We start from the raw sequence: 20,019 nt of genomic DNA, 5'->3' as shown, positions 1-20,019 counted from the left end.
CGCCGATGTCGCGGATCAAGGAGTTCAACCTGCCCGACCTCGGTGAGGGCCTCACCGAGGGCGAGATCCTGGCCTGGCTGGTAAAGGTCGGTGACACCATCGAGCTGAACCAGCCGATCGTCGAGGTGGAGACCGCGAAGGCGGCGGTCGAGATCCCGGCGAAGTGGGGCGGCGTCGTCACGCGGATCTTCCACGAGGCCGGCACGGTGGTCGAGGTCGGCAAGCCGATCATCTCGATCGACACGGAGCCGGGTGCCGGGCCGGCGCCTTCCGCTCCGGAGACCCCGGCGGAGACCCAGGAGACCGAGGCGGGCCTCATCGGTGGTCCGGCTCCGGGCGGGCGCACGGCTGTGCTTGTCGGTTACGGCCCGAGGACCACAAGCGCCAAAAGAAGACCCCGCAACGGTACGCCGGTGAGCACCCCGATTCCGGCCACGCCTCCCCCGCCTGCGGCGGCTGCCGCGGCACCACCGGCGGCCCCGCCGGCACCGGTCACTCCCGCCGCCCCCGCGTCCGTGTCCGCCCGGCCTCCCGCCACGGCCGGTCCCGTTCTCGCCAAACCTCCTGTCCGCAAGCTCGCCCGTGACCTGGGCGTCGACCTCGCCACGGTCAACGGGACCGGTCCTCTCGGTTCGGTGACTCGCGACGACCTGCAGAAGGCCGTCGCGCGGACCACCGAGGTCGTGTCGGCGGCACCCGCGGCAGCGGTCTTCGACGCCTCCCGCGAGCAGCGCGTCCCGGTCAAGGGTGTGCGGAAACTGACCGCGGAGAACATGGTCGCCTCCGCGTTCACCGCGCCGCACGTCACGGAGTTCCTGACCGTGGACGTGACCCGCTCGATGAAGGCCCTCGACAAGCTGAAGGCCCGGCCCGAGTTCGCCGAACTGCGGGTCTCCCCGCTGCTGCTGGTGGCGAAGGCCGTCCTGCTCGCGGTCAAGCGGCACCCGATGGTCAACTCGACGTGGTCCGCGGCGACGAACGAGATCGTCGTCAAGGAGTACGTGAACCTCGGCATCGCCGCGGCGACCGAGCGCGGCCTGATCGTCCCGAACGTCAAGGACGCCGGCCGGCTCTCCCTGAGGGAACTGGCCGAGGCGCTGAACGGACTGGTCCGTACGGCGAAGTCGGGCAAGACCTCGCCGGCCGACATGTCCGGCGGCACCCTGTCGATCACCAACGTCGGCGTCTTCGGCGTCGACACCGGTACACCGATCCTGCCTCCGGGCGAGTCGGCGATCCTGGCCTTCGGCGCGATCCGGCCCACCCCGTGGGTTCACAAGGGCAAGATCAAAATCCGACAGGTGACCACGCTGGGACTCTCCTTCGACCACCGGATCGTCGACGGCGAACTGGGGTCGCGGTTCCTGCGCGACATCGGCACGTTCCTGGAGGACCCGGAGTCGGCACTTCTCTCCTGGACCTAAGGACTTTCGGCCTGGCGGCGATGTGACCTTCGATTGTTAGGCGAATGACCGAGCTCACCCTCGGAAAAGTTGGTTCTGGCTTCACCGTCGGCGCATACTTGGATCATCACCGGGACGTGCGCCGACGGTGACCGCCACAAGCGGCCGGCGACGCACGTGGAGAAAGCTGGACCGGCAACAAGCCGGGGGAAAGAGCACTGCCATGAGCATGATCGACCGCATTCGCCGCCGTCGGATGATCAGCCGCGAGACCCGAGCCATCAACCGCGCCTGGGCCTCAGCGCCCACGCAGGCCATGCGCGACGAGATCGCGATCTTCGCCCAGCGTCGATCGCAGTTCTGATCGGCCGTCTCGCCGATTGCGAGACCGGCCCTACCGGGGCATACACGCTACAGACGGCCCACCCGGATCACCCGGGTGGGCCGTTTCGTGTCAAATACCACTTCTGAAGATCGGTCAACCGTCCCTCAGGGGCGTACACCGGGATTCCGACTGCCGCGCCCGCCCGGTACGGTTGGGCACGGTTCCCCGTCCGGCGCGGCCGGTCGGAGCGGGTGACCGAGGGGTCCGGGTGATTTCCGGGTCACCCCGGCACGGCCTGGCCGGAAAGCTGGCACGGCCCTTCGGCGGAAGCTCGCCGGTGGGGTCGCGTCCGTGCAAAGCTGGCACGGCCGCATCGATGAGGAGGCGCGTATGACGTCCGAGGGGCACCACGCCGGTCAGCCGGCCGAGGCCACGTCGGGCGGACCCACGTCGGGCAACTTCCCGCCCGACCCCGACGGTCAGCGAGCTGCGGGCCGGGCATCGGCTCCCGCGCCCACCGAGGGTTTCCCCAACTCGTACGGGCCGCCTCCGCAGAGCACCCCCAACGGCGGCTCACCGTTCGTCGTCCCCGCCGTCTCCACATTCGGATCCGGACCCACTCCCGGCGGCACCTCCTACGGCGCGGCCCGCGTGCCCGAGCCCGACCCCACGTTCGGCTCGCCCACCCCCGGTTCCGCCTCCCCCTACGGCACGGTCGCACCCGCCTCACCAGGGGGAACCCCCTCGCCGTACCCCACCTCGGCCTCCACCTACGGCGCCGCCCCCGCCTCAGGCGCCGCCTCGGTCGGCTCCGCCTCCGTGGGCTCCGGTTCCGTCGGCTCCGGTTCTGTCGGCTCCGGTTCTGTCGGCGCAGCCTCGCCCTACGGCACCGCACCCGGCACACCGCCGTCCGGCTCTTTCCGCCCGGCCTCGCCGTTCGACGCCGACCCGGGCACCGGCCAGCCGCAGGCACCGCAGTCCGCGTGGGCGCCGCAGCAGCCCGGCGACCCCGCCACCCCTGCCGCCCCCGGCCACGCCCGCCCCGCACAGGCCTCAGCCGCGGTCCCGCCACCCCCGCCCTCGGACAACCCGTTCGGCCGCCCCGCCCCCGACGCGGACCCGTTCGGGCGCCCGGCTCCCGACGCGGACCCGTTCGGGCGCCCGGCTCCCGACGCCGACAACCAGTTCGGCCGCCCCGCGCCCGACGCCGACAACCAGTTCGGCCGTCCCGGCGGCGACGCGGATCCCTTCGGCCGCCCCGGCGCGGACAACCCGTTCGCGCGCCCCGCGCCGGACAACTCCCTCGGCCGCCCCGCGCCCGACCTGGGTGCGAGCGCCGGTGGTCTGCCCACCCGGACGCCCGGCGCCACCAATCCGGCCGACGAGTTCGGTGGGCGCAGCACGCCGTTCTCCGCCTTCGGTGACCAGCCGGTCCGCGTGCCCGGCGCCTCACTCTCTGATCTTCCGGACGCACCGAGCCGTCCCGCCGAGGGCGGCTTCACCGCCGGTCCCGCGCAGAACAGCTGGCTCCAGCAGGAGGGCGGCCGCCAGCCCGCCCCGGCAGCTCCCGAGAGCCCGCGGGCGACCGAGTCGTTCCCGACCCGGCGCGGCGACAGCGGCGGGTTCCCGCTGCGCGCCCCCGCCGGCTCGCCCGACGCCGACCCGGTCGGTGCCGCACCCGGGCTGGACCTGCCGATCCGCAGCCAGCAGCCGTTCAACGCCACCGCGCGCCCGACCGAGCCCGAGGCTCCGGCAGCGGAGCTCGAGTCGCCGACCGGCGGTTCCGGCTTCCCGCAGCGAGTGCCCGGCGCCGCCCTGGGCACCGGCGGCAGTGTGCCTCCGCCGCCCGCACCGGCACCCACTTCCGGCGGCTCGGTGCCACAGCCGCGCGACCCCAACGAGCGCCCGCCCGCGGTCGGCTCGGCCCGCCCGGTCACAGCCAGCGCGTCGGTACCCAACATCCGCGTGACCCCGGCCGACGCCGCCGAACTACCGCCCCCGGCCGCCGCACCGCAGGCCCGCGTCTACGGCCGCGCCGCACCCTCCGAGGCCGAGACGCCCGAGCCGGCCCGCGCCGACGAGGGCCACGGCAACCTGACCGGCATCCCGTTCCCGCAGTCCACCACCGGCAGCCCGGCCACCCCGCCCGCCACCGACCCGCCGGCACCCCAGAGCGGCAGCCCGTTCAGCCCGCAGAACGACAACCCGTTCGGCCCGCAGAACGACAACCCCTTCGGCGCCCAGGGCAGCAACAGCTTCGGCCCACCGAGCGACAACCGGTTCGCCCCGCAGAGCGACAACAGCCCGTTCGCCCCGCAGAGCGACAACAGCCCGTTCGCCGCGCAGGGTGACAGCGGTAACCGGTTCGGGCCGCAGGGCGGGGACAACCAGAACCCGTTCGGCCAGCGTCCGGAGAGCGGCTTCCCGCAGCCCGGCGACGACTCCGCGAGCCCCTTCTCGCAGGCCGGCGCCCCGGGCGGCGCGTTCAGCGGTTCCGCCTCACCGCAGCAGGCCGACGAGCCGAGCGGCGCCCACGCCCGCGCGGCCGGGACCTACGGCGCACCCGCCACCCCGCAGCGCGACGAGACGAACCCCTACGCGCGCCCGGAACCGAGCAACCCGCTCGCCGCACGTCCCGAAGACGCCAACCCGTTCGGCGCGCGCCCCGAGGGCGCCAACCCGTTCGGACCGCGTCCCGAAGACGCCAACCCGTTCGGACCGCGTCCCGAGGACGGCAACCCGTTCGGCGCGCCTCCCGAGGGTGCCAACCCGTTCGGACCGCGTCCGGAGGGTGCCAACCCGTTCGGACCGCGCGGCGACGACGAGCCCAGCGGCGGCATAGCCGCGGCCCTCTCCGGCGAGGCACCCGGCGTCGCACCGCAGTCACCGGCCCGAGCCAGCGCCCGCGCCTCGGCCAGCGCCCGGGTGAGCCCACCGGACGCTCCGGGCAGCGCCGCTCCCGGCAGCGGCGCCCCGTTCGCCCCGCCGGCCGGCAACCCGCCCTTCTCCATGCCCGGCTCCCCGCAGTTCCCCGGCGCAACCGGCTCCCCGGCCCAGCCCGGCACTCCCGGTTCCCCGGCCCAGCCCGGCACGCCTGGCTTCCCGGCACAGCCCGGCACACCCGGCTCCCCGCAGCCCGGCACCCCATACGGCAGCCCCGCGCAGCCCGGTACCCAATACGGCACACCCGGATCTCCGGCGCAGCCCGGGACCCCATACGGCGCACCCGGCTCCCCGGCGCAGCCCGGCAACCCGTTCGCGCCGCCCGGGGCACCGACCCAGCCCGGCGTCCAGTACGGCACGGCTGCCCCCACGACTCAGCCCGGTGTCCAATACGGCACAGCCGCGCCCACGACCCAACCGGGCACTCAATACGGCTCGTCCGGCAACCCGTTCGCGCCGCCGACGGGCAACCCGTTCGGACCGCCCAACGCCCCGGACCAGTACAACGAGCACACCACCGACGTCGCCGGCCGCGCCAACTCGCCGTACGTCCCGGCGCCCGCCCTGCCGCCGATGCCCGGTGAGCCGGACCCGCGGATGGGCACCGCCGGTGTCTACCCGAGCAGCCCGGCAGCGCACGCCACGGTGACGCCGCCCAGCCCGGAGGACACCACGAGCTGGCCCGGACCGGGCGACGACCAGAACCGGTTCGACCAGTTCAAGTCGCCCGAGACACCCACTCCGGCGAAGGTGCGGACCGTTCCGGTCACCGCCGCCGTGGTGGCCGGTGCCGCGCTGCTGCTCGCCCTGGTCTTCGGCCTGGTCTATTTGATCTCGGGGGACGAGGAGTTCAAGGTCTCCCAGGGACAGTGCGTCAAGCGGGACGGTGACACCCCCGTGGTGGCCGACTGCGCCGAGGCCGGCACCTACCAGGTGGTCTCGATCGTCCCGGCCAAGGAGCAGTGCGCCGACGCCACCCAGCCGTACATCGTCGTGCCCAAGGGCGACGGCAACGAGGTCCTGTGCCTCAAGCCGAACGCCTGAGGTGAGAGCCCGAACACCTGAGGTGAGCGAAGTAATGACCTGCGGTCCCGCGATGGTGGGACCGCAGGGCTGAGGGACGATGGGCGCATGAACTCACGCGTGCGTGCGCCCGAACTCAAGGGTCGCGGCTGGCTCAACACCGGCGGAAAAGCCCTCACCCTGGCCGATCTGCGCGGCAAGATCCTCGTCCTGGACTTCTGGACCTTCTGCTGCATCAACTGCCTGCACGTGCTGGACGAGTTGCGCCCGCTGGAGGAGAAGTACGGCGACGCGCTCGTGGTGATCGGTGTGCACTCACCCAAGTTCGAGCACGAGCGCGACCCGGAGGCTCTCAAAGCCGCCGTCGAGCGGTACGGCGTGCACCACCCGGTCGTCGACGACGGCGACATGCACATCTGGCAGCAGTACGCCGCGAAGGCCTGGCCCACCCTCGCCGTGGTGGACCCGACCGGATACCTGGTCGCCTCGATGGCCGGCGAGGGTCACGCCGAGGGCCTGTCCCGCCTGATCGACGAGTTGATCGTCAAGCACGCGGCGGACGGCACCCTGCACCGCGGCGACGGCCCGTACGTTCCGCCGCCCGCACCCGACGGCCTGCTCCGCTTCCCCGGCAAGGCCGTCGAGCTGCCCAACGGCAACCTGCTCGTCTCCGACTCGGCCCGGCACTCGGTGGCCGAGCTGACCGCCGACGGCGAGACCCTGGTCCGCCGTTTCGGCGCCGACAGGGGTGAGCCGTTCAGCGAGCCGCAGGGCCTGGTTCTGCTGCCGGAGGAGGTCGCCGGGATCGTCGGCTACGACGTCGTGATCGCCGACACCGTCAACCACCAGCTCCGCGCGCTGAACACCGGCACCGGAGAGATCACCCTGGTGGCCGGTTCCGGACGGCCGTGGCGTTCCACCGTGGACGACCACCCGCACGACGCGCTCGCCGCCGACCTCTCCTCCCCCTGGGACCTGGCCTGGTACGACGAGAAGGTCATCATCGCGATGGCCGGCATCCACCAGCTCTGGTGGTTCGACCCGATCAAGCGCACCGTCGGCGTCTACGCCGGCACCACCGTCGAGGCGCTGCGCGACGGGCCGCTCCCCGATGTCTGGATGGCCCAGCCGTCCGGCCTCTCGGTGAGCGCCGACGGCACCCGGCTGTGGATCGCCGACAGCGAGACCTCCGCGCTGCGCTACGTCGAGGACGGCGCGCTGCACACCGCGGTCGGGCAGGGCCTGTTCGACTTCGGTCACGTGGACGGCCCGGCCGCCGAGGCACTCTTCCAGCACCCGCTCGGTGTCGCCGCCCTGCCCGACGGCTCGGTCCTGGTCGCCGACACCTACAACGGTGCCGTACGCCGTTTCGACCCGCAGTCGAACGAGGTCTCCACCGTGGACTCCGGTCTGGCCGAACCGAGCGACGTGCTTGTGACCAGCAAGAATGAGGTCATCGTGGTGGAGTCGGCCGCGCACCGGCTGACCCGGCTCGCGCCCGGCGTGGTCAAGACGGTCACCGGCGAGCGGCACAAGACCGAGCGCCCACCGTCGCACCTGGCACCCGGCGAGGTCACCCTCGACGTGATCTTCACACCCGCGCCGGGGCAGAAGCTGGACAGCCAGTTCGGCTCGCCGCTGCGGCTCACCGTCTCGGCCTCGCCGGCGGAGTTGCTGCTGGAGGGCGACGGCGTGACCACCGACCTGTCCCGGCGGCTGGTTCTCAACCCGGACGTGCCGAAGGGTGTGCTGCAGGTGGTGGCGCAGGCCGCGACCTGTGACGTGGACGCCGAGTTCGGCGCCTGCCACCTGACCCGGCAGGACTGGGGTGTGCCGATCGTGGTCGACCCGTCCGGCCCGGACCGGCTGCCCCTGATCCTGCGGGGCATGGACGAGAACGCGTGAACCACTTCTCCCCGAGTGACGGATAACAGGTGTCACTCGGGGAGAGGAAAGGACGGTTCATGCGAAGCAGCGAACCGGACGACGCCGCGTTGATCCGCACGGACTTCGCGGCGTTGTTCGACCGCCACGCACCACACATACATCGGTATCTCGCCCGCCGGCTCGGCGCTCAGGTGGCCGACGATCTGGTCGCCGAGACATTTCTGACCGCGTTTCGGCGGCGCGGCACGTTCCGCCCGGAACAGTCCGACGCCCGGCCGTGGCTCTACGGCATCGCCACTCACCTGGTCGCTCAGCACCGGCGGGACGAGGTCCGCCGGCTGCGGCTGCACCAGGCCGTGCCGCCGATGCCGGACGCGATCTGTCACGCGGATCAGGTGGCCTCGGACGTCACGGCGGCCGCGCTGCGCGGCCTGCTCACCACCGCCCTGGCCGCGCTCGCCGACGGCGACCGCGACGTCCTCCTGTTGATCGTGCAGGAGGAACTGACCTACGAGCAGGTCGCCATCGCGCTGGACATCCCGGTGGGAACGGTTCGCTCCCGCCTGCACCGCGCCCGGGGCGCGCTGCGTGCCGCACTCGGCGGCAGCAATCCACTGACCGGTGTCGAGGAGGAGATTCGCCATGGATGAGATCACGCTGACCCGCGAGCTCGGCGAGGAGACGGACCTTCCCTCACCGAAGCGCCTGACCGCAGCCCGGAATCGGCTTTTGTCCGAAATGTCAACGACCACCACCAGGACGCCTCGCAAGTGGACGATCATCGGCACGGCAGCAGCAGCCGCTGCCGCCATCGCCGCGGTCACGGTACCGGGCGCACTCTCCCCCACAGCATCACCAATACCGACAAATCCGGCAGGTCCGGTGGAGACGACACCCGAACTCGTCCCGGTCGCCGCCTTCCTCAACCAGGCCGCCACCGTCGCCGAACAGGCCCCCGACACCGTCCCGCGCGGCGACCAGTTCGTCTACGTCGACTCCGAGGGCATGATGGGCGACGCCTGGTACTCGATCGACGGCGAGCACGACGGCCTGGTCACCAGCGACGGCTTCCCCGAGCAGGTGATACCGGGCTGCAAGAACGGGATCATGGCGGTGCCGAACGAGACCGGCGACGTGAAGTGCAAGCCCGAGCCGCACTACCTGCCCGACCTGCCCGCCGATCCGAAGAAACTGGCCGCCTGGCTGCGCGAACAGCATCCGGGCGAGGGCAACGAGAAGTTCAGCCTCAACGGCGTCGGCAAGCACCTCTGGGCGCTCTCCAGCAACTACTGGCTGCGCCCGGCCCAGCGTGCCGCGCTCTATCGGTCGATCGCCGAGGTCGAGGGGCTTGAGCTGGTCGAGAACGTCGCGGACGCCTCCGGCCGCCGGGGCACCGGTGTGGCCTGGGCCAGCGGTCCCGGCGAGAAGGCGCAGGTCATCTGGATCTTCGATCCGGAGACCCACGTCCTGCTCGGCAACAAGGACTACACGGTCAAGGCGGTCAAGCTCGTCGACCGGGTCGGGGCTACCGGGTAAACGGGCGCACCTCCAGCGCGGCCGCCAGACCCTGCCGCACCGCACGCGCCAGCTCGACCGCTCCGGGCGTGTCACCGTGCACGCAGATCGAGCGGACCAGGCAGGCGATCACCGAGCCGTCGGCGGCGACCACCTCGCCGCCGACGGCCATGCGCACGGCCCGCTCCACCACCGCTCGCGGCTCGTGGACCAGGGCATCGGGGGACGACCGCGGCACCAGCCTTCCATCCGGCTGGTAGCCGCGGTCGGCGAAACCCTCACCGACTGCGGTCAGCCCGGCCTCGGCGGCGCGCCTGGCCAGGACCGATCCGGGCTGGCAGAGCACGGGCAGCGAGGCGTCGTAGGCGAGCACCGCGTCGACCACGGCGGCGGCCTGCCCCTCGTCGACGGCCGCGGTGTTGTAGAGAGCGCCGTGCGGCTTCACGTACCGCACCCGGTCGCCGGCGGCCCGGCAGAACGCCTCGAGCGCGCCGATCTGGTAGAGGATGTCGTCGCGCAGCTCGTCGCGGACGTAGTCGATCCGTCGCCGGCCGAATCCGGCGAGGTCCCGATAGCCGACCTGCGCGCCGACGGCAACACCCTTCTCGGCGGCGGTCCGGCACACCCGGTGCATCGTGGACGGATCGCCCGCGTGGAAGCCGCACGCGACGTTCGCCGAGGTCACGACGTCGAGCAGCGCGTCGTCGTCGCCGAGCCGCCAGGCGCCGAAGCCCTCGCCCAGGTCGGCGTTGAGGTCAATCGAGGTCACGGAAAAGTACCGTAGTCCCCGGCCTGGCCTGCGCGAGCGGCGTCACGTCGTCCACCACGCCGATCACCGGGTAACCGCCGGTGGTGGGATGGTCCGCCAGGAAGATGATCGGCTGTCCGTCGGCCGGCACCTGCACGGCGCCGAGCACCACTCCCTCGGAGGGAAGTTCGCCGGCCCGGGTGCGGGTCAGGGCGGTGCCGGCCAGCCGGGCACCGACGCGGTTGCTCCTAGGACTTATTTCGTACGCGGAACCGAACAGCCCTCCGGTCTCGAACCAGTCCTCGCGCGGCCCGAGCCGGACACCGAGCACGATTCCCCCGTCGGCGATGTCGTGTCCTCCGGGGTCCGTACCGGCCGATGCCGACCCGGCCCCGACCGGCAGCGTCATGCCGTCGGCGAGCCGTTCCGGGCCCAGCCCGGCCAGCGTGTCCGTGGATCGGCTGCCCAGCACCGGCTCGACCGCGATCCCGCCCGCGACCGCCACGTAGGACCGCACCCCCCGGACCGCACGCCCGACCTCCAGCACCCCACCGGCCGGAACCTCGATCAACGGCGGGTCCACCGGCACACCGTCCACCTTGATCACCGTCGTCGCGCCGGTGACCGCCACCCTCGCCGCCTCCTCGAACCGCAGCCTGCAGCCCATCAAGGTGGTCTCCAAGCCGGCCGCCTCGGGGGTGTTCCCGACGAGCTGGTTGGCCCGCCGCAGCGCCGGAGCGTCGAGCGCACCCGAACGAGGGACACCCAGATGGGCGAAGCCCGGACGGCCGAGATCCTGCACGGTGGTGAGCGGCCCGGCCCGCAACACAGTGATCATGCGGTCACCAGCCGGACGCGAGTCCCGGGCGAGAGGAGAGCGGGGTGCTTTCGCCGTACGTCAAAAAGCTCTAAGCCGGTGTGCCCGACCAGCCGCCAGCCGCCCGGTGAGGCCGTGGGATAAATGCCCGCGTAGGCGTCGGCCAACGCGACCGCACCGGCCGGCACCCGGGTCCGGGGCGCAGCCAGCCGGGGCACCGCCCACTCCTCGGGGAACCCTCGCAGATAGGCGAAACCGGGAGCAAAGCCGCAGAATGCCACGGTCAGCGTGGTGTCCGTCAAACGTCGCACCGCGTCGTCGACGGAAACCCGCCAGAGGTCGGCCACCGACTCCAGGTCCTCGCCGTCGAAATCGGTCGGGACATGCACGAGATCACCCTCGGCGCGCGCCTCGCCCGGCGCCGGGTCCCAGTCCGCCAGCAGCGTCGCGACCTGCGGATCCACGCCGTCGAGCAGGACCGTGCGAGCGCCCGGAACGATCTCCGCGGCGTGCAGCTCACCGGTCTCGCGGCGCCGCCACAGCTCGGCGCGCCAGTCCTCCATCCGGTCCGGATCGGAACATTCGATCAACAACGCCGAAGCGCCCACCCGTCGTACCTTCATGGGAAAATCATCCGGTACAGCCAACCGTATTCGGCATCACTACCTGCCAGTAACCTACGGTGCCGTAACCTGGAGATCGTGACGACCTCAGCCCCGTTCCGGATGACGCCGGCCGACCTCGGCAAGCCGCGACTGCGCGGCCGGTTGCATCAGTACGCGTTCTTCGTCGCCCTCGTCTGCGGCATCGTGCTGTGCTCGATAGCACTCAGCAGGCCCGGCATCTCGCCGTTCGTGAGCTGTCTGATCTACAGCGTCACGGTGTGCGGGCTGTTCGGGACGAGCGCCCTCTACCACCGGCGGGTCTGGAGCGAACGCGGCTATCAGATCATGCGCCGGATGGATCACTCGATGATCTTCATCTTCATCGCCGGCACCTACACGCCGTTCTGCGTGCTGCTGCTCGACACCGGAAAGGCCACGCTGATGCTCGGCCTGGTCTGGGGCGGCGCCCTGGGGGGCGTCGCGCTGAAGGTGATCTGGCCGCATCTGCCCCGTTGGGTGGGTGCGCCGCTCTATGTGGCACTCGGATGGGTCGCGGTCGCCATTCTCCCCGACGTGCTGCGCGGCGGCGTCACCTGCCTGGTGCTGCTCATCGTGGGCGGCGTGATCTACACGGTCGGCGCGGTCTTCTACGCCCTGCGACGGCCCAACCCGTGGCCGACCGTCTTCGGACACCACGAGTTCTTCCACGCCTGCACGCTGGTGGCCGCGATCTGTCACCACATCGCGGTCTACTTCGCTCTGTACGCCTGACCGGTCGTTGCAAAAGGCCCGGGCCGCCAAGAAGATGGCCCGGGCCTTTCGTCGATCAGGAGTAAGCCGGCGGGGGCGGCGGCGGCGGAGCGTCGTCGCGACGGACCTCGCGGTACTCGGACGTGTAACCGGGGCTGGCCACGGGGTGGCTCGTGCGGGTGACCACCGTGCGACGGCGGCTGTTCCAGAACCACAACGTGATGATCAGCCCGGCGAACCCGGCGATCATCAGAATCCAGCCGATCACGCCGATGTCGAGACCACTGATGTCCGCCTCCACGGCGAACGCCAGGATCGCCCCTAGAGCCAGCAGGAAGATGCTTGCGCCGATGCCCATCGGACCCTCCTCGATTGGTGTCCGCTCGGCCGGGCGCCAGCGCTCGACCGTGGTGAATGCGTCGATCGACCGTTTACCCGCACGTGCCGAGTTCCAATCAGGCAAGCTGAACCAATGACCTCGCGGACTCTCATCCTGCTGCGCCACGCCAAAGCCGAGACGCCGGGCGACATTCCCGACTACGACCGCGCGCTCACCGAACGGGGTGAATCCGATGCCGACGCTGCCGGTTCCTGGCTCGCGGACGAGAAGCTCCACCCCGACCTGGTGATCTGTTCACCGGCCAAGCGCACCCGGCAGACCTGGCAGGCGGCGTCGGTCGCGCTGGCACAGGGCGAGCCGTCCCGTCCGGCTCCCGAGGTCCACTACGAGGAGGGCCTCTACTTCGGTGGGCGTACCGAGGTGTTCGACCTGGTGCGGGCCGTCCCGTCCGAGGTGCGGACCATCCTGATCATCGGACACAACCCCACGATGTCCGAAGTGTCCGCTCTGCTGATGCCGGACGACCAGTATCAGGGCGTCGCTCTCGAACTGAAGACGTCGGGCATCGCCGTGCACGTGACCGAGAAGCCGTGGTCCGAGTCCCAGCCGGGGACGATGCGCTTGACCAGGCAGCACACCGCCCGCGGCTGAGCTCCGCTACCTCCGGTACCAGGTCCGGGTGGTCGTGTACCTCACGTTGCCGACCCTGTCGTACGCCCGGATCTGGACCTTCATCGTCTTCTTCTGCTTCTTCGTGTTCACGCTGAGCACGTAACCGGCCCGGTAGTCCCTGCTCACCACTTTGCCGTTCACGATCAGCTCGACCCGCGAGATCCCACTCGCGTCCGACGCCTTCACATAAACCTTGACCGTGCCCCTGACCTTGGCCTTGTTCTTCGGCGCCTTCGAGATCGACACCGTCGGAACCCGGTTGTCCGCGACCACCAACCGGTTCGGCACGTTGCGCCACAGACCGAACCGGTCCGTGACCCGCCAGGTCAGCATCACGTTGCCCGAGTAGGTTCCCGGCCGGACCGTCAGCGCGTAGGGCGCCGTCGTGTCCGCACCCATGTACCTACCGTTGGCCCACAGCTCGGCCTTGGCCACCCCACCCAGATCGGTGACACCACTCAGCGTGCTGGTGAAGTTGCCCCGGAACCGCTGACCGTAGGACGGCGAAATCGTCCCACCCGCCGGCGGCTCGTCGTCGAACCGCACCCGGCCCTGCAGGAGCGTGACGTTGCCGGCCCTGTCGAGAACGACCGAGGTGAAACCGCCGTGGTCCATCGGCTTGATGGTCTTCTGCCACAGGTTCGTGCCCGGCACCCGGGTGAACGCGTCCTCCTCGTGGATCGAGTGTCCGACCCGCAGCGTGTCCGCGTCCGGCGCCTCGATCGTGACCTCGACGCTGTCGCCGTGCACGACCTGGTCGTAGGCCGGCGACACGATCCGGCCGGGCGGCGCGATCGTGTCGGCCGTGAGGATCACCGGAGCGGACTCCACGACGTTGCCGCCGAAGTCCTCGATCCGGACGACCACCGAGATCGGCCCGTTGGCGCCCTCCGGCGCGAGGAGGTGATAGTCGTCCGGGTTGTCGTTCCCGTCCTGCGTGAGCCGGCCCGGCTGCCCGTCGACCAGCACGCTGAGCGACTTGATCCCGTGGTCGTCGCTCTTCACCGGTACGAAGGTCAGGCCGTAATCACGGGGAACGAGCTGACCCTCGGTCAGCCCGGTCGAGGTCAGCACCGGCGGAACGGTGTCCGTCGCACCGAACCCGAAGAGCAGCGCGGTCGTCTTGAGCACGGGAGGGCTGGGCAGCGTACGAGGGGCCGCGGTGCTCGCGATCTTCTCGCGCAGCTGGGCGGCGGTGGCGTCCGGTTTCAGCGCCAGCGCCAGTGCGGCCGAACCGGAGACGACCGCCGTGGAGACCGAGCTCCCGCTCGTGTAGGTCAGCTTCCCGTCCGGACCGAGCACCTGGGCCGAGTCGTAGGCCGCGACGTCGACCCACATGTCGTCCTGCACGTACTGGTTCCGGTTGAAGCTCGGTGCGACCGCGAGGACCGTCTCGAACGCCGCCGGGTACATCCTGACCACCGAGGTGGCCGGCGGGCGCGCCTCGGTCTGCGCCTCCCCGAACGACGCGACGACCAGCGAACCCTTCTCGTCCGCATGCCGCACCGCGTCCTCGAGCAGCCGGCTCGCCGCCGGGGTGCTCGCGGAGACGTTGATGATCCGGGCGCCGTGGTCGGCGGCCCACACGATGCCCGCGGCAACGTTCGCGGTGGTGCCCTGCGGCTTCGCGTACGAGATGGGGCTCTCGCTCAGCACCCGCACCGGCATGATCCGGCAGTCCGGGCAGGCACCGGCGCCGCCGAGGTCGTTGTCGTGGTCGGCCGCGATGACGTTGGCGACCCGGGTGCCGTGCGAACCGCCGTCGGCCGTGTTCTCGTCGCGGTCGACGAAGTCGTAGCCCGGCACCAGGCGATCCGTGCCGAGGTCCGCCGTGGCGGTGACACCGGTGTCGATCACCGCGATCGTGATGTCCGGGCTGCCGGTCGTCCAGGTCCAGGCCGGCGGGATGTCCGAGAACGACAGCGCGCTGCCGATGGCGTCGGAACTGTTCGCCGTGACCATGGCGCCGCGCTCCGCGTAGCGCACGCCGGTGGTGCCCTGAAGTTTGGCGATCGCCGCGTCGGCCGCGGCAGCCGCCACCTCGATCGTGATGGCCGGCAGTCCGGTCACCTTCTCCGCGCCGGACACGGTCGCCGGGTCCAGCACGGCGATGATCGCGTCGGCATCGGCGCCGGCCTCCAGGCCGACATCCAGTCGAACGGCATCCACGGCGGCAGCGGCAGCCGGCGATGCGAGACCAGCGGCCACCAGGGCCGCAATGACAGAAACCGATAATGTACGCAAAATTCGCTCCCCGCAGCGAAGATCTAGCGGAACCAGGTACGGATCGTGGTGTATCGGAGGTTGCCGACCCTGTCGTACGCCCGGACCTGGACGTGCATCGTCCTCTTCTGTTTCTTGGTGTTGACGCTCAGCACGTAACCGGCCTTGTAGTCCCGGCTCACGACCTTGCCGTTGACGATCAGCTCGACCCGCGAGATCCCACTCGCGTCCGACGCCTTCACATAGACCTTGACGGTGCCCTTGACCTTCGCCCGGTTCTTCGGCGCCTTGGCGATCGACACCGACGGCATCGTGTTGTCGGCGATCACCTGGCGGTAGTAGTTCCGGTAGTTGCCGAGCCGGTCGGTGACCCGCCACGTCAGCATCACGTAACCGGACGAGGTGCTGCCGATCCGCATCGAGTACGGCGCGGTCCGGTCCTCACCCTTGTACTCACCGTTCGCCCACAACTCGGCATAGAGGACACCGTTGGCGTCCTGCACGCCGCTCAGCGTGGTGGTGATGTCGCTGCGGATACGCTGGTGGTATCCCGGGGTGATCGAGGCGACGGTCGGTGCGGTGTTGTCGAACACGACCTTGCGGACGAACCGGCTGACGTGGCCGACCTGGTCGGTGGCGACCACCTCGAGCACACCGCTCGCCGGTGGGGTGACGACGGCCTGCCAGGAGCTAAGTCCGACCGACGACATCGGCGCGCCGTTGACGGTGATCGACTGCAGTTTCTCGTCCCGCGCCACGGTGAAGCCGACCTCCACCGGGCCGCGGACGTACGCGCCCTCGGCCGGCCAGTCGAAGTCACCGGTCGGCGCCGCGTCGTCGACCACGACCGTCCGGCTCAGGTCGGTCATGTTGCCCGCGACGTCGAACACGTTGAGGTAGATCCGGCCCAGCGGGTCCGGCGTAACCCGGCCCGTCCACTGCCGGGTGCTGACCTGCGTCAACGGGATCTCGTTGGCCCGTACGCTGGTCAGCCGCTCGTCATTGCTCGACGTGAACACCACGTCGACCATGCCGCCCGGCACGATCGCGCCCTCCGCCGGCGAGTCGATCGTCCCGGTCGGCGGCGTGCCGTCGACCAGCACCGTCCGGCTCGCCTCGTCCACGTTCCCGGCGTAGTCGTAGGCGCGGACCGTGTAGGTCACCTCGCTGTCCCGGCCCTCGGGCGGGGTGATCCGGAACGGGCTGTCGAGGCGGTTCCGGCGCTTCACGTCGCCGTCCACCTCCAACTCGTAACGCGCTACCGCCCGGTCGTCGGTGCCGGTGACCGGCACCGTGAACGCCCCGGCGCGCAGCAGCTGCCGGTTCGCGAAGCCAGGGTTGACCTTGGGCGCGACGTCGTCGCGGGCCCCGAAGGCGGTCAGCACCCCGGCCGCGTCCAGCACCGGCGGGTCGGCCGGGTCCTGGACGTCGCTGCGGGTCGCCGTCTCGACGATCGCGGACCGCAGGTCGGCCGCCGAGGTACCCGGCTTCACGCTGAGCCCGAGGGCGGCGACACCGGAGACGAGCGCCGCGGAGACGGAGGTGCCGCTCGCCACCTGCATCGCCGAGCTCGCGTTCAGCGCGGTGTACGTCGAGTAGGCACCCACGTCGATCCACCGGTCGCCGTCCGGGTTCACGTTCGTGGTGTTCGCGGGTGTGCCCCGCAGGGTCGCGCCGACCGCCAGGACCGGCTCGATCGCCGCCGGGTAACGCCGGGCGCTGCTCAGGTCGTTGCCCGCCGCCGCGACCAGGAGGGCACCGGCCCCGCTCGCCGACTGAACGGCATCCTCCAGCACGCGGCTGCGGGTGGCGGTGACCGTGCTGAGCGAGAGGTTGATGATCTGCGCGTCGTGCTCGGCCGCCCAGACGATGCCCGCGGCGACATTCGAGGCGAACCCCTCGGCGGGACCGCTCGCCCGGTCGCTCAGCACACGAACCGGCATGATCCGGCACTGACCGCACACGCCGAGACCACCCGCGCCGTTGCCGTGAGCGGCACCGATCGTGTTGGCGATCAGCGTGCCGTGGTTGTCGTCGTCGGCGGGATTGTCATCGCCGTCGACGAAGTCGTACCCCGGCGCCAGGCGGTCCTGTGCCAGGTCGGCGTTCGCGGTGACACCACTGTCGACCACGGCCACGGTGACCGACGGGCTGCCGGTGGTCCAGGTCCAGGCGGCCGGAAGCTGGTTCCAGAAGCCGGCCTGCCGGTTCGTTCCCTCGAAGGGGTCGATGTTGGCGCGGACCACAGCGTCCTGTTCCACGTAACGAACCGCCGGATCAGCGCCGAGCGTGGCCAGCACGGCCTCACGGTCGGTGATGTCGACGGTGAAGGCGTCCAGACCCGGGATCTTATGAGGCTCGGACGCCCGGTCGCCCAGCGGCGCCACGACGGCCGCCGGATCGGTGTCGGCCACCACACCGACAACCAGGCGGAACGTAGTCGTGTCGGCCGCGGCGGCCGGTGCACCGCCCAGGCCGATCAGGAGAAGGGACGAGAGACAGAAGGCAGCGATGCGCTTCACTTGCGATACCAGGTCCTGATCGTCGTGTAGGTGACGTTGCCGAGCTTGTCGTACGCGCGGACCCGTACCTTCATGGTCTTTTTCTGCTTCTTGGTGTTGACGCTGAGCACATAGCCGGCGGTGGCGTCACGCGAGACGACCTTGCCGTTCACGATCAGCTCGACCCGCGCGACGCCGCTCGCGTCGGAGGCCTTCACATAGACCTTGACCGTGCCCTTGACCTTGGCCTTGTTCTTCGGCGCCTTCGAGATCGACACACTCGGCGCCCTGTTGTCCGCGATCACGAGACGGTCCGGCACGTGGCGCCACTGACCGAATCTGTCGGTCACCCGCCAGGTCAAAATCACATTCCCGGAGTACGTTCCAGGCCGAACCGTGAGCTCGTAGGGCTCCGCGAAATCCGCGCCGACGTACTTGCCGTTCGCCCACAGCTCAGCCTTCGGCATACCGCTCAGGTCGTCGAGGCCGCTCAGCGTGGCGACGAACGCACCCCGGAATCGCCGGCCGTGAGCGGGCGTGACCCAGCCACCGGCCGGCGGTTCGTTGTCCACCCTCACCTGCCGGTGCAGCGAGCTGAAGTTTCCGGCCCGGTCATGAATGTGGATATCGATGCTTCCGAACTGATCGCCGTCGGTGCGGACCCCGGCCCGGCCCCGCCATACCTTGGCGACGGCGTCCCAGGCGAACCCCGTGCCGTTCGGGTGGACCGACTCGATCCGCGCGATGTCCGTGTCCGAAGTCCTGAGGACGACGTCGACCGAGTGATGGGTCAGCGCGAGCGGGGCCGGTTCGACGAAGGTCGCGTTCGGCACCTTGGTGTCCATCTCGACCACGGTGGTCACGTCGCCCGCGTTGCCGGCGTAGTCGTAGGCGCGAACCGTCACAGGCGTGGGCCCGTTCGCACTGAACGGCGGCATCAGGGTGACCCACCAGGGTTCCTGATATGCCGTGGCCAACACCTCGTCACCGATCCGGTATTCGACGCGCTCGACGCCGTGATCGTCGCTGACGGTCGGGCGAGTGAGCTTGCCGCTGGGACCCATCAGTTCGTTCTCGGTGAGCCCGGTCGTGGTTACCACCGGCGGGACGGAGTCGGTGCCGCCTAGGTGATGGATGACCTGAGCGGCGTTCACCAGCGGCGGATCGGCGGCGGGCCGGACAGTGGACGGCAGAGCGTCACGCTGGATCTGGTCACGCACCTCTTCGGCGGTCGCGCTCGGTTTGATCGCGAACGCCAGAGCGGCGACACCGGACACGATCGCCGTCGAGGCGGAGGTACCTCCGAGAGCCCGGCGCTGCCCGTCGGTGTCCAGGACCGTCATGCTGCTGCTCGCGGCGACGTCGACCCAGCGGTCGGTGGCGGTGTTGCGCGGGCTGCCGTTACGTCCCACGGAGAGCGTGGACTCGTAGGCAGCCGGGTACCGGTGGGCGGTCGTGAACTCGTTCCCGGCCGAAGCGACGACCAGGGCACCCTTGTCGGCGGCGTACTCCACGGCGTCCTCGAGCAGCCGGCTCTCGGCCGCTGTACTGAGCGAAAGGTTGATGATCCGTGCCCCGTGGTCGGCGGCCCACGTGATACCGGCCGCCACATCGGCGGTCGTTCCTTCAGCGGCCGCGGTGCCACGATCGCTGAGGACCCGGACCGGCATGATCCTGCACGAGTCGCACACTCCGCTGATGCCGGCGTCGTTGTCGTGGTCGGCACCGATGGCATTCGCCACCAGAGTGCCGTGACTGGAGCGGTCGGTGGCGTCGGTGTCACCGTCGACGAAGTCGTACCCCTCGGTCAGCCGGTCCGCGGTCACGTCCGCAGTGGGTGAGACACCGGTATCGACCACTGCCACCGTGACGTCGGCACTTCCCTTGGTCCAGGTCCAAGCCTGTGTGACCTCGGACGTCCGGAATGCCGAGTTCAAAAACTCGCTGTCCGCCTGGACCAGACCGCCGCGCTGGGCATACCGGACGCCAGCCGTGCCAACGAGCACGGCGAGGGTCGCCTCGACCCGGTCGGCGGGCACATCGACAGCGATCGCGTCGAGGCCCTGAACCGGTTTGAAGCGCACGTTCTCGCCCAGCCCGGCGACCACAGCGGCCGGATCGGTGCCCGCGGCGAGGCCGACGTCCAGTCGGACCGGATCGGCCTCGGCCGCGCGAGCCGGGGATGCCACACCCACCGCCAGCATGGCCATGATCAGGCCAGAAGAAACCGCACGCATGTGCGCGCCCCCGTCAACATTCGAAGTGGT

The 20,019-nt window shown here is 70.6% G+C and carries 15 protein-coding genes; 8 read left to right on the top strand and 7 right to left on the bottom strand.

What is annotated here, in order from left to right:
- The first annotated feature begins 5 nt into the window (after positions 1–5).
- The 6 genes from AB0M02_RS40680 to AB0M02_RS40655 all read left to right on the top strand — a co-directional run bounded on the left by AB0M02_RS40680 (position 6) and on the right by AB0M02_RS40655 (position 9,117).
- Complete coding sequence (locus tag AB0M02_RS40680) at positions 6–1,424, top strand: dihydrolipoamide acetyltransferase family protein (protein WP_364237434.1); 1,419 nt, start codon at positions 6–8, stop codon at positions 1,422–1,424.
- 202 nt (positions 1,425–1,626) lie between these two features.
- Positions 1,627–1,767, top strand: coding sequence for a hypothetical protein (locus AB0M02_RS40675; RefSeq protein ID WP_364237432.1), 141 nt, complete (start codon positions 1,627–1,629; stop codon positions 1,765–1,767).
- A 351-nt stretch (positions 1,768–2,118) separates the two neighbouring features.
- A complete protein-coding gene (locus tag AB0M02_RS40670; RefSeq protein ID WP_364237430.1) occupies positions 2,119–5,715 on the top strand; it encodes a hypothetical protein in 3,597 nt (1,198 codons plus the stop codon).
- 87 nt (positions 5,716–5,802) lie between these two features.
- On the top strand, positions 5,803–7,599 hold the full coding sequence (locus AB0M02_RS40665; protein ID WP_364237427.1) for an NHL domain-containing thioredoxin family protein: 1,797 nt from the start codon (positions 5,803–5,805) through the stop codon (positions 7,597–7,599).
- A gap of 59 nt (positions 7,600–7,658) precedes the next feature.
- On the top strand, positions 7,659–8,231 hold the full coding sequence (locus AB0M02_RS40660) for an RNA polymerase sigma factor (RefSeq protein WP_364237425.1): 573 nt from the start codon (positions 7,659–7,661) through the stop codon (positions 8,229–8,231).
- Positions 8,224–9,117 carry a CU044_5270 family protein gene (locus AB0M02_RS40655; RefSeq protein ID WP_364237423.1) on the top strand — a complete coding sequence of 298 codons (894 nt, stop codon included), beginning with the start codon at positions 8,224–8,226 and terminating at the stop codon, positions 9,115–9,117. The genes AB0M02_RS40660 and AB0M02_RS40655 overlap by 8 nt, the downstream gene beginning before the upstream one ends.
- Here AB0M02_RS40655 and AB0M02_RS40650 read toward each other — a convergent pair.
- From AB0M02_RS40650 to AB0M02_RS40640, 3 genes are read right to left on the bottom strand one after another with little or no spacing between them, the layout of a single operon-like run.
- A complete protein-coding gene (locus AB0M02_RS40650; RefSeq protein WP_364237655.1) occupies positions 9,107–9,856 on the bottom strand; it encodes a 5-oxoprolinase subunit PxpA in 750 nt (249 codons plus the stop codon). The genes AB0M02_RS40655 and AB0M02_RS40650 overlap by 11 nt on opposite strands.
- Entirely contained in the window at positions 9,852–10,682 is an 831-nt protein-coding gene (locus AB0M02_RS40645) for a biotin-dependent carboxyltransferase family protein (RefSeq protein ID WP_364237421.1), read from the bottom strand. The genes AB0M02_RS40650 and AB0M02_RS40645 overlap by 5 nt, the downstream gene beginning before the upstream one ends.
- Positions 10,679–11,284, bottom strand: a complete 606-nt coding sequence (locus AB0M02_RS40640; RefSeq protein WP_364237418.1) for an allophanate hydrolase subunit 1 — start codon at positions 11,282–11,284, stop codon at positions 10,679–10,681. The genes AB0M02_RS40645 and AB0M02_RS40640 overlap by 4 nt, the downstream gene beginning before the upstream one ends.
- A 78-nt stretch (positions 11,285–11,362) precedes the next feature.
- On the opposite strand from AB0M02_RS40640, the gene AB0M02_RS40635 reads away from it, so the two are divergent.
- Positions 11,363–12,037, top strand: a complete 675-nt coding sequence (locus AB0M02_RS40635; protein WP_364237417.1) for a hemolysin III family protein — start codon at positions 11,363–11,365, stop codon at positions 12,035–12,037.
- A 55-nt stretch (positions 12,038–12,092) separates the two neighbouring features.
- Here the strand turns inward: AB0M02_RS40635 and AB0M02_RS40630 are convergent, their stop codons facing one another.
- Complete coding sequence (locus AB0M02_RS40630) at positions 12,093–12,374, bottom strand: DUF6458 family protein (RefSeq protein WP_364237414.1); 282 nt, start codon at positions 12,372–12,374, stop codon at positions 12,093–12,095.
- 114 nt (positions 12,375–12,488) lie between these two features.
- Between AB0M02_RS40630 and AB0M02_RS40625 the strand changes: the two genes are divergently transcribed.
- On the top strand, positions 12,489–13,007 hold the full coding sequence (locus AB0M02_RS40625; RefSeq protein WP_364237412.1) for a histidine phosphatase family protein: 519 nt from the start codon (positions 12,489–12,491) through the stop codon (positions 13,005–13,007).
- Between the two features lie 6 nt (positions 13,008–13,013).
- Here the strand turns inward: AB0M02_RS40625 and AB0M02_RS40620 are convergent, their stop codons facing one another.
- From AB0M02_RS40620 to AB0M02_RS40610, 3 genes are all read right to left on the bottom strand, one after another.
- On the bottom strand, positions 13,014–15,197 hold the full coding sequence (locus tag AB0M02_RS40620) for a S8 family serine peptidase (protein ID WP_364237409.1): 2,184 nt from the start codon (positions 15,195–15,197) through the stop codon (positions 13,014–13,016).
- A 98-nt stretch (positions 15,198–15,295) separates the two neighbouring features.
- Positions 15,296–17,773: a S8 family serine peptidase gene (locus tag AB0M02_RS40615; protein WP_364237406.1), complete on the bottom strand. Its 2,478-nt coding sequence runs from the start codon at positions 17,771–17,773 to the stop codon at positions 15,296–15,298.
- A complete protein-coding gene (locus AB0M02_RS40610; protein ID WP_364237403.1) occupies positions 17,770–19,989 on the bottom strand; it encodes a S8 family serine peptidase in 2,220 nt (739 codons plus the stop codon). The genes AB0M02_RS40615 and AB0M02_RS40610 overlap by 4 nt, the downstream gene beginning before the upstream one ends.
- Between the last annotated feature and the right edge of the window lie 30 nt (positions 19,990–20,019).

The organism is Actinoplanes sp. NPDC051861 (genome assembly GCF_040681145.1).
Lineage (GTDB): Bacteria > Actinomycetota > Actinomycetes > Mycobacteriales > Micromonosporaceae > Actinoplanes.
Note: the sequence above shows the minus strand (reverse complement) of the source record. Positions and strands in the feature narration are given on the sequence as shown.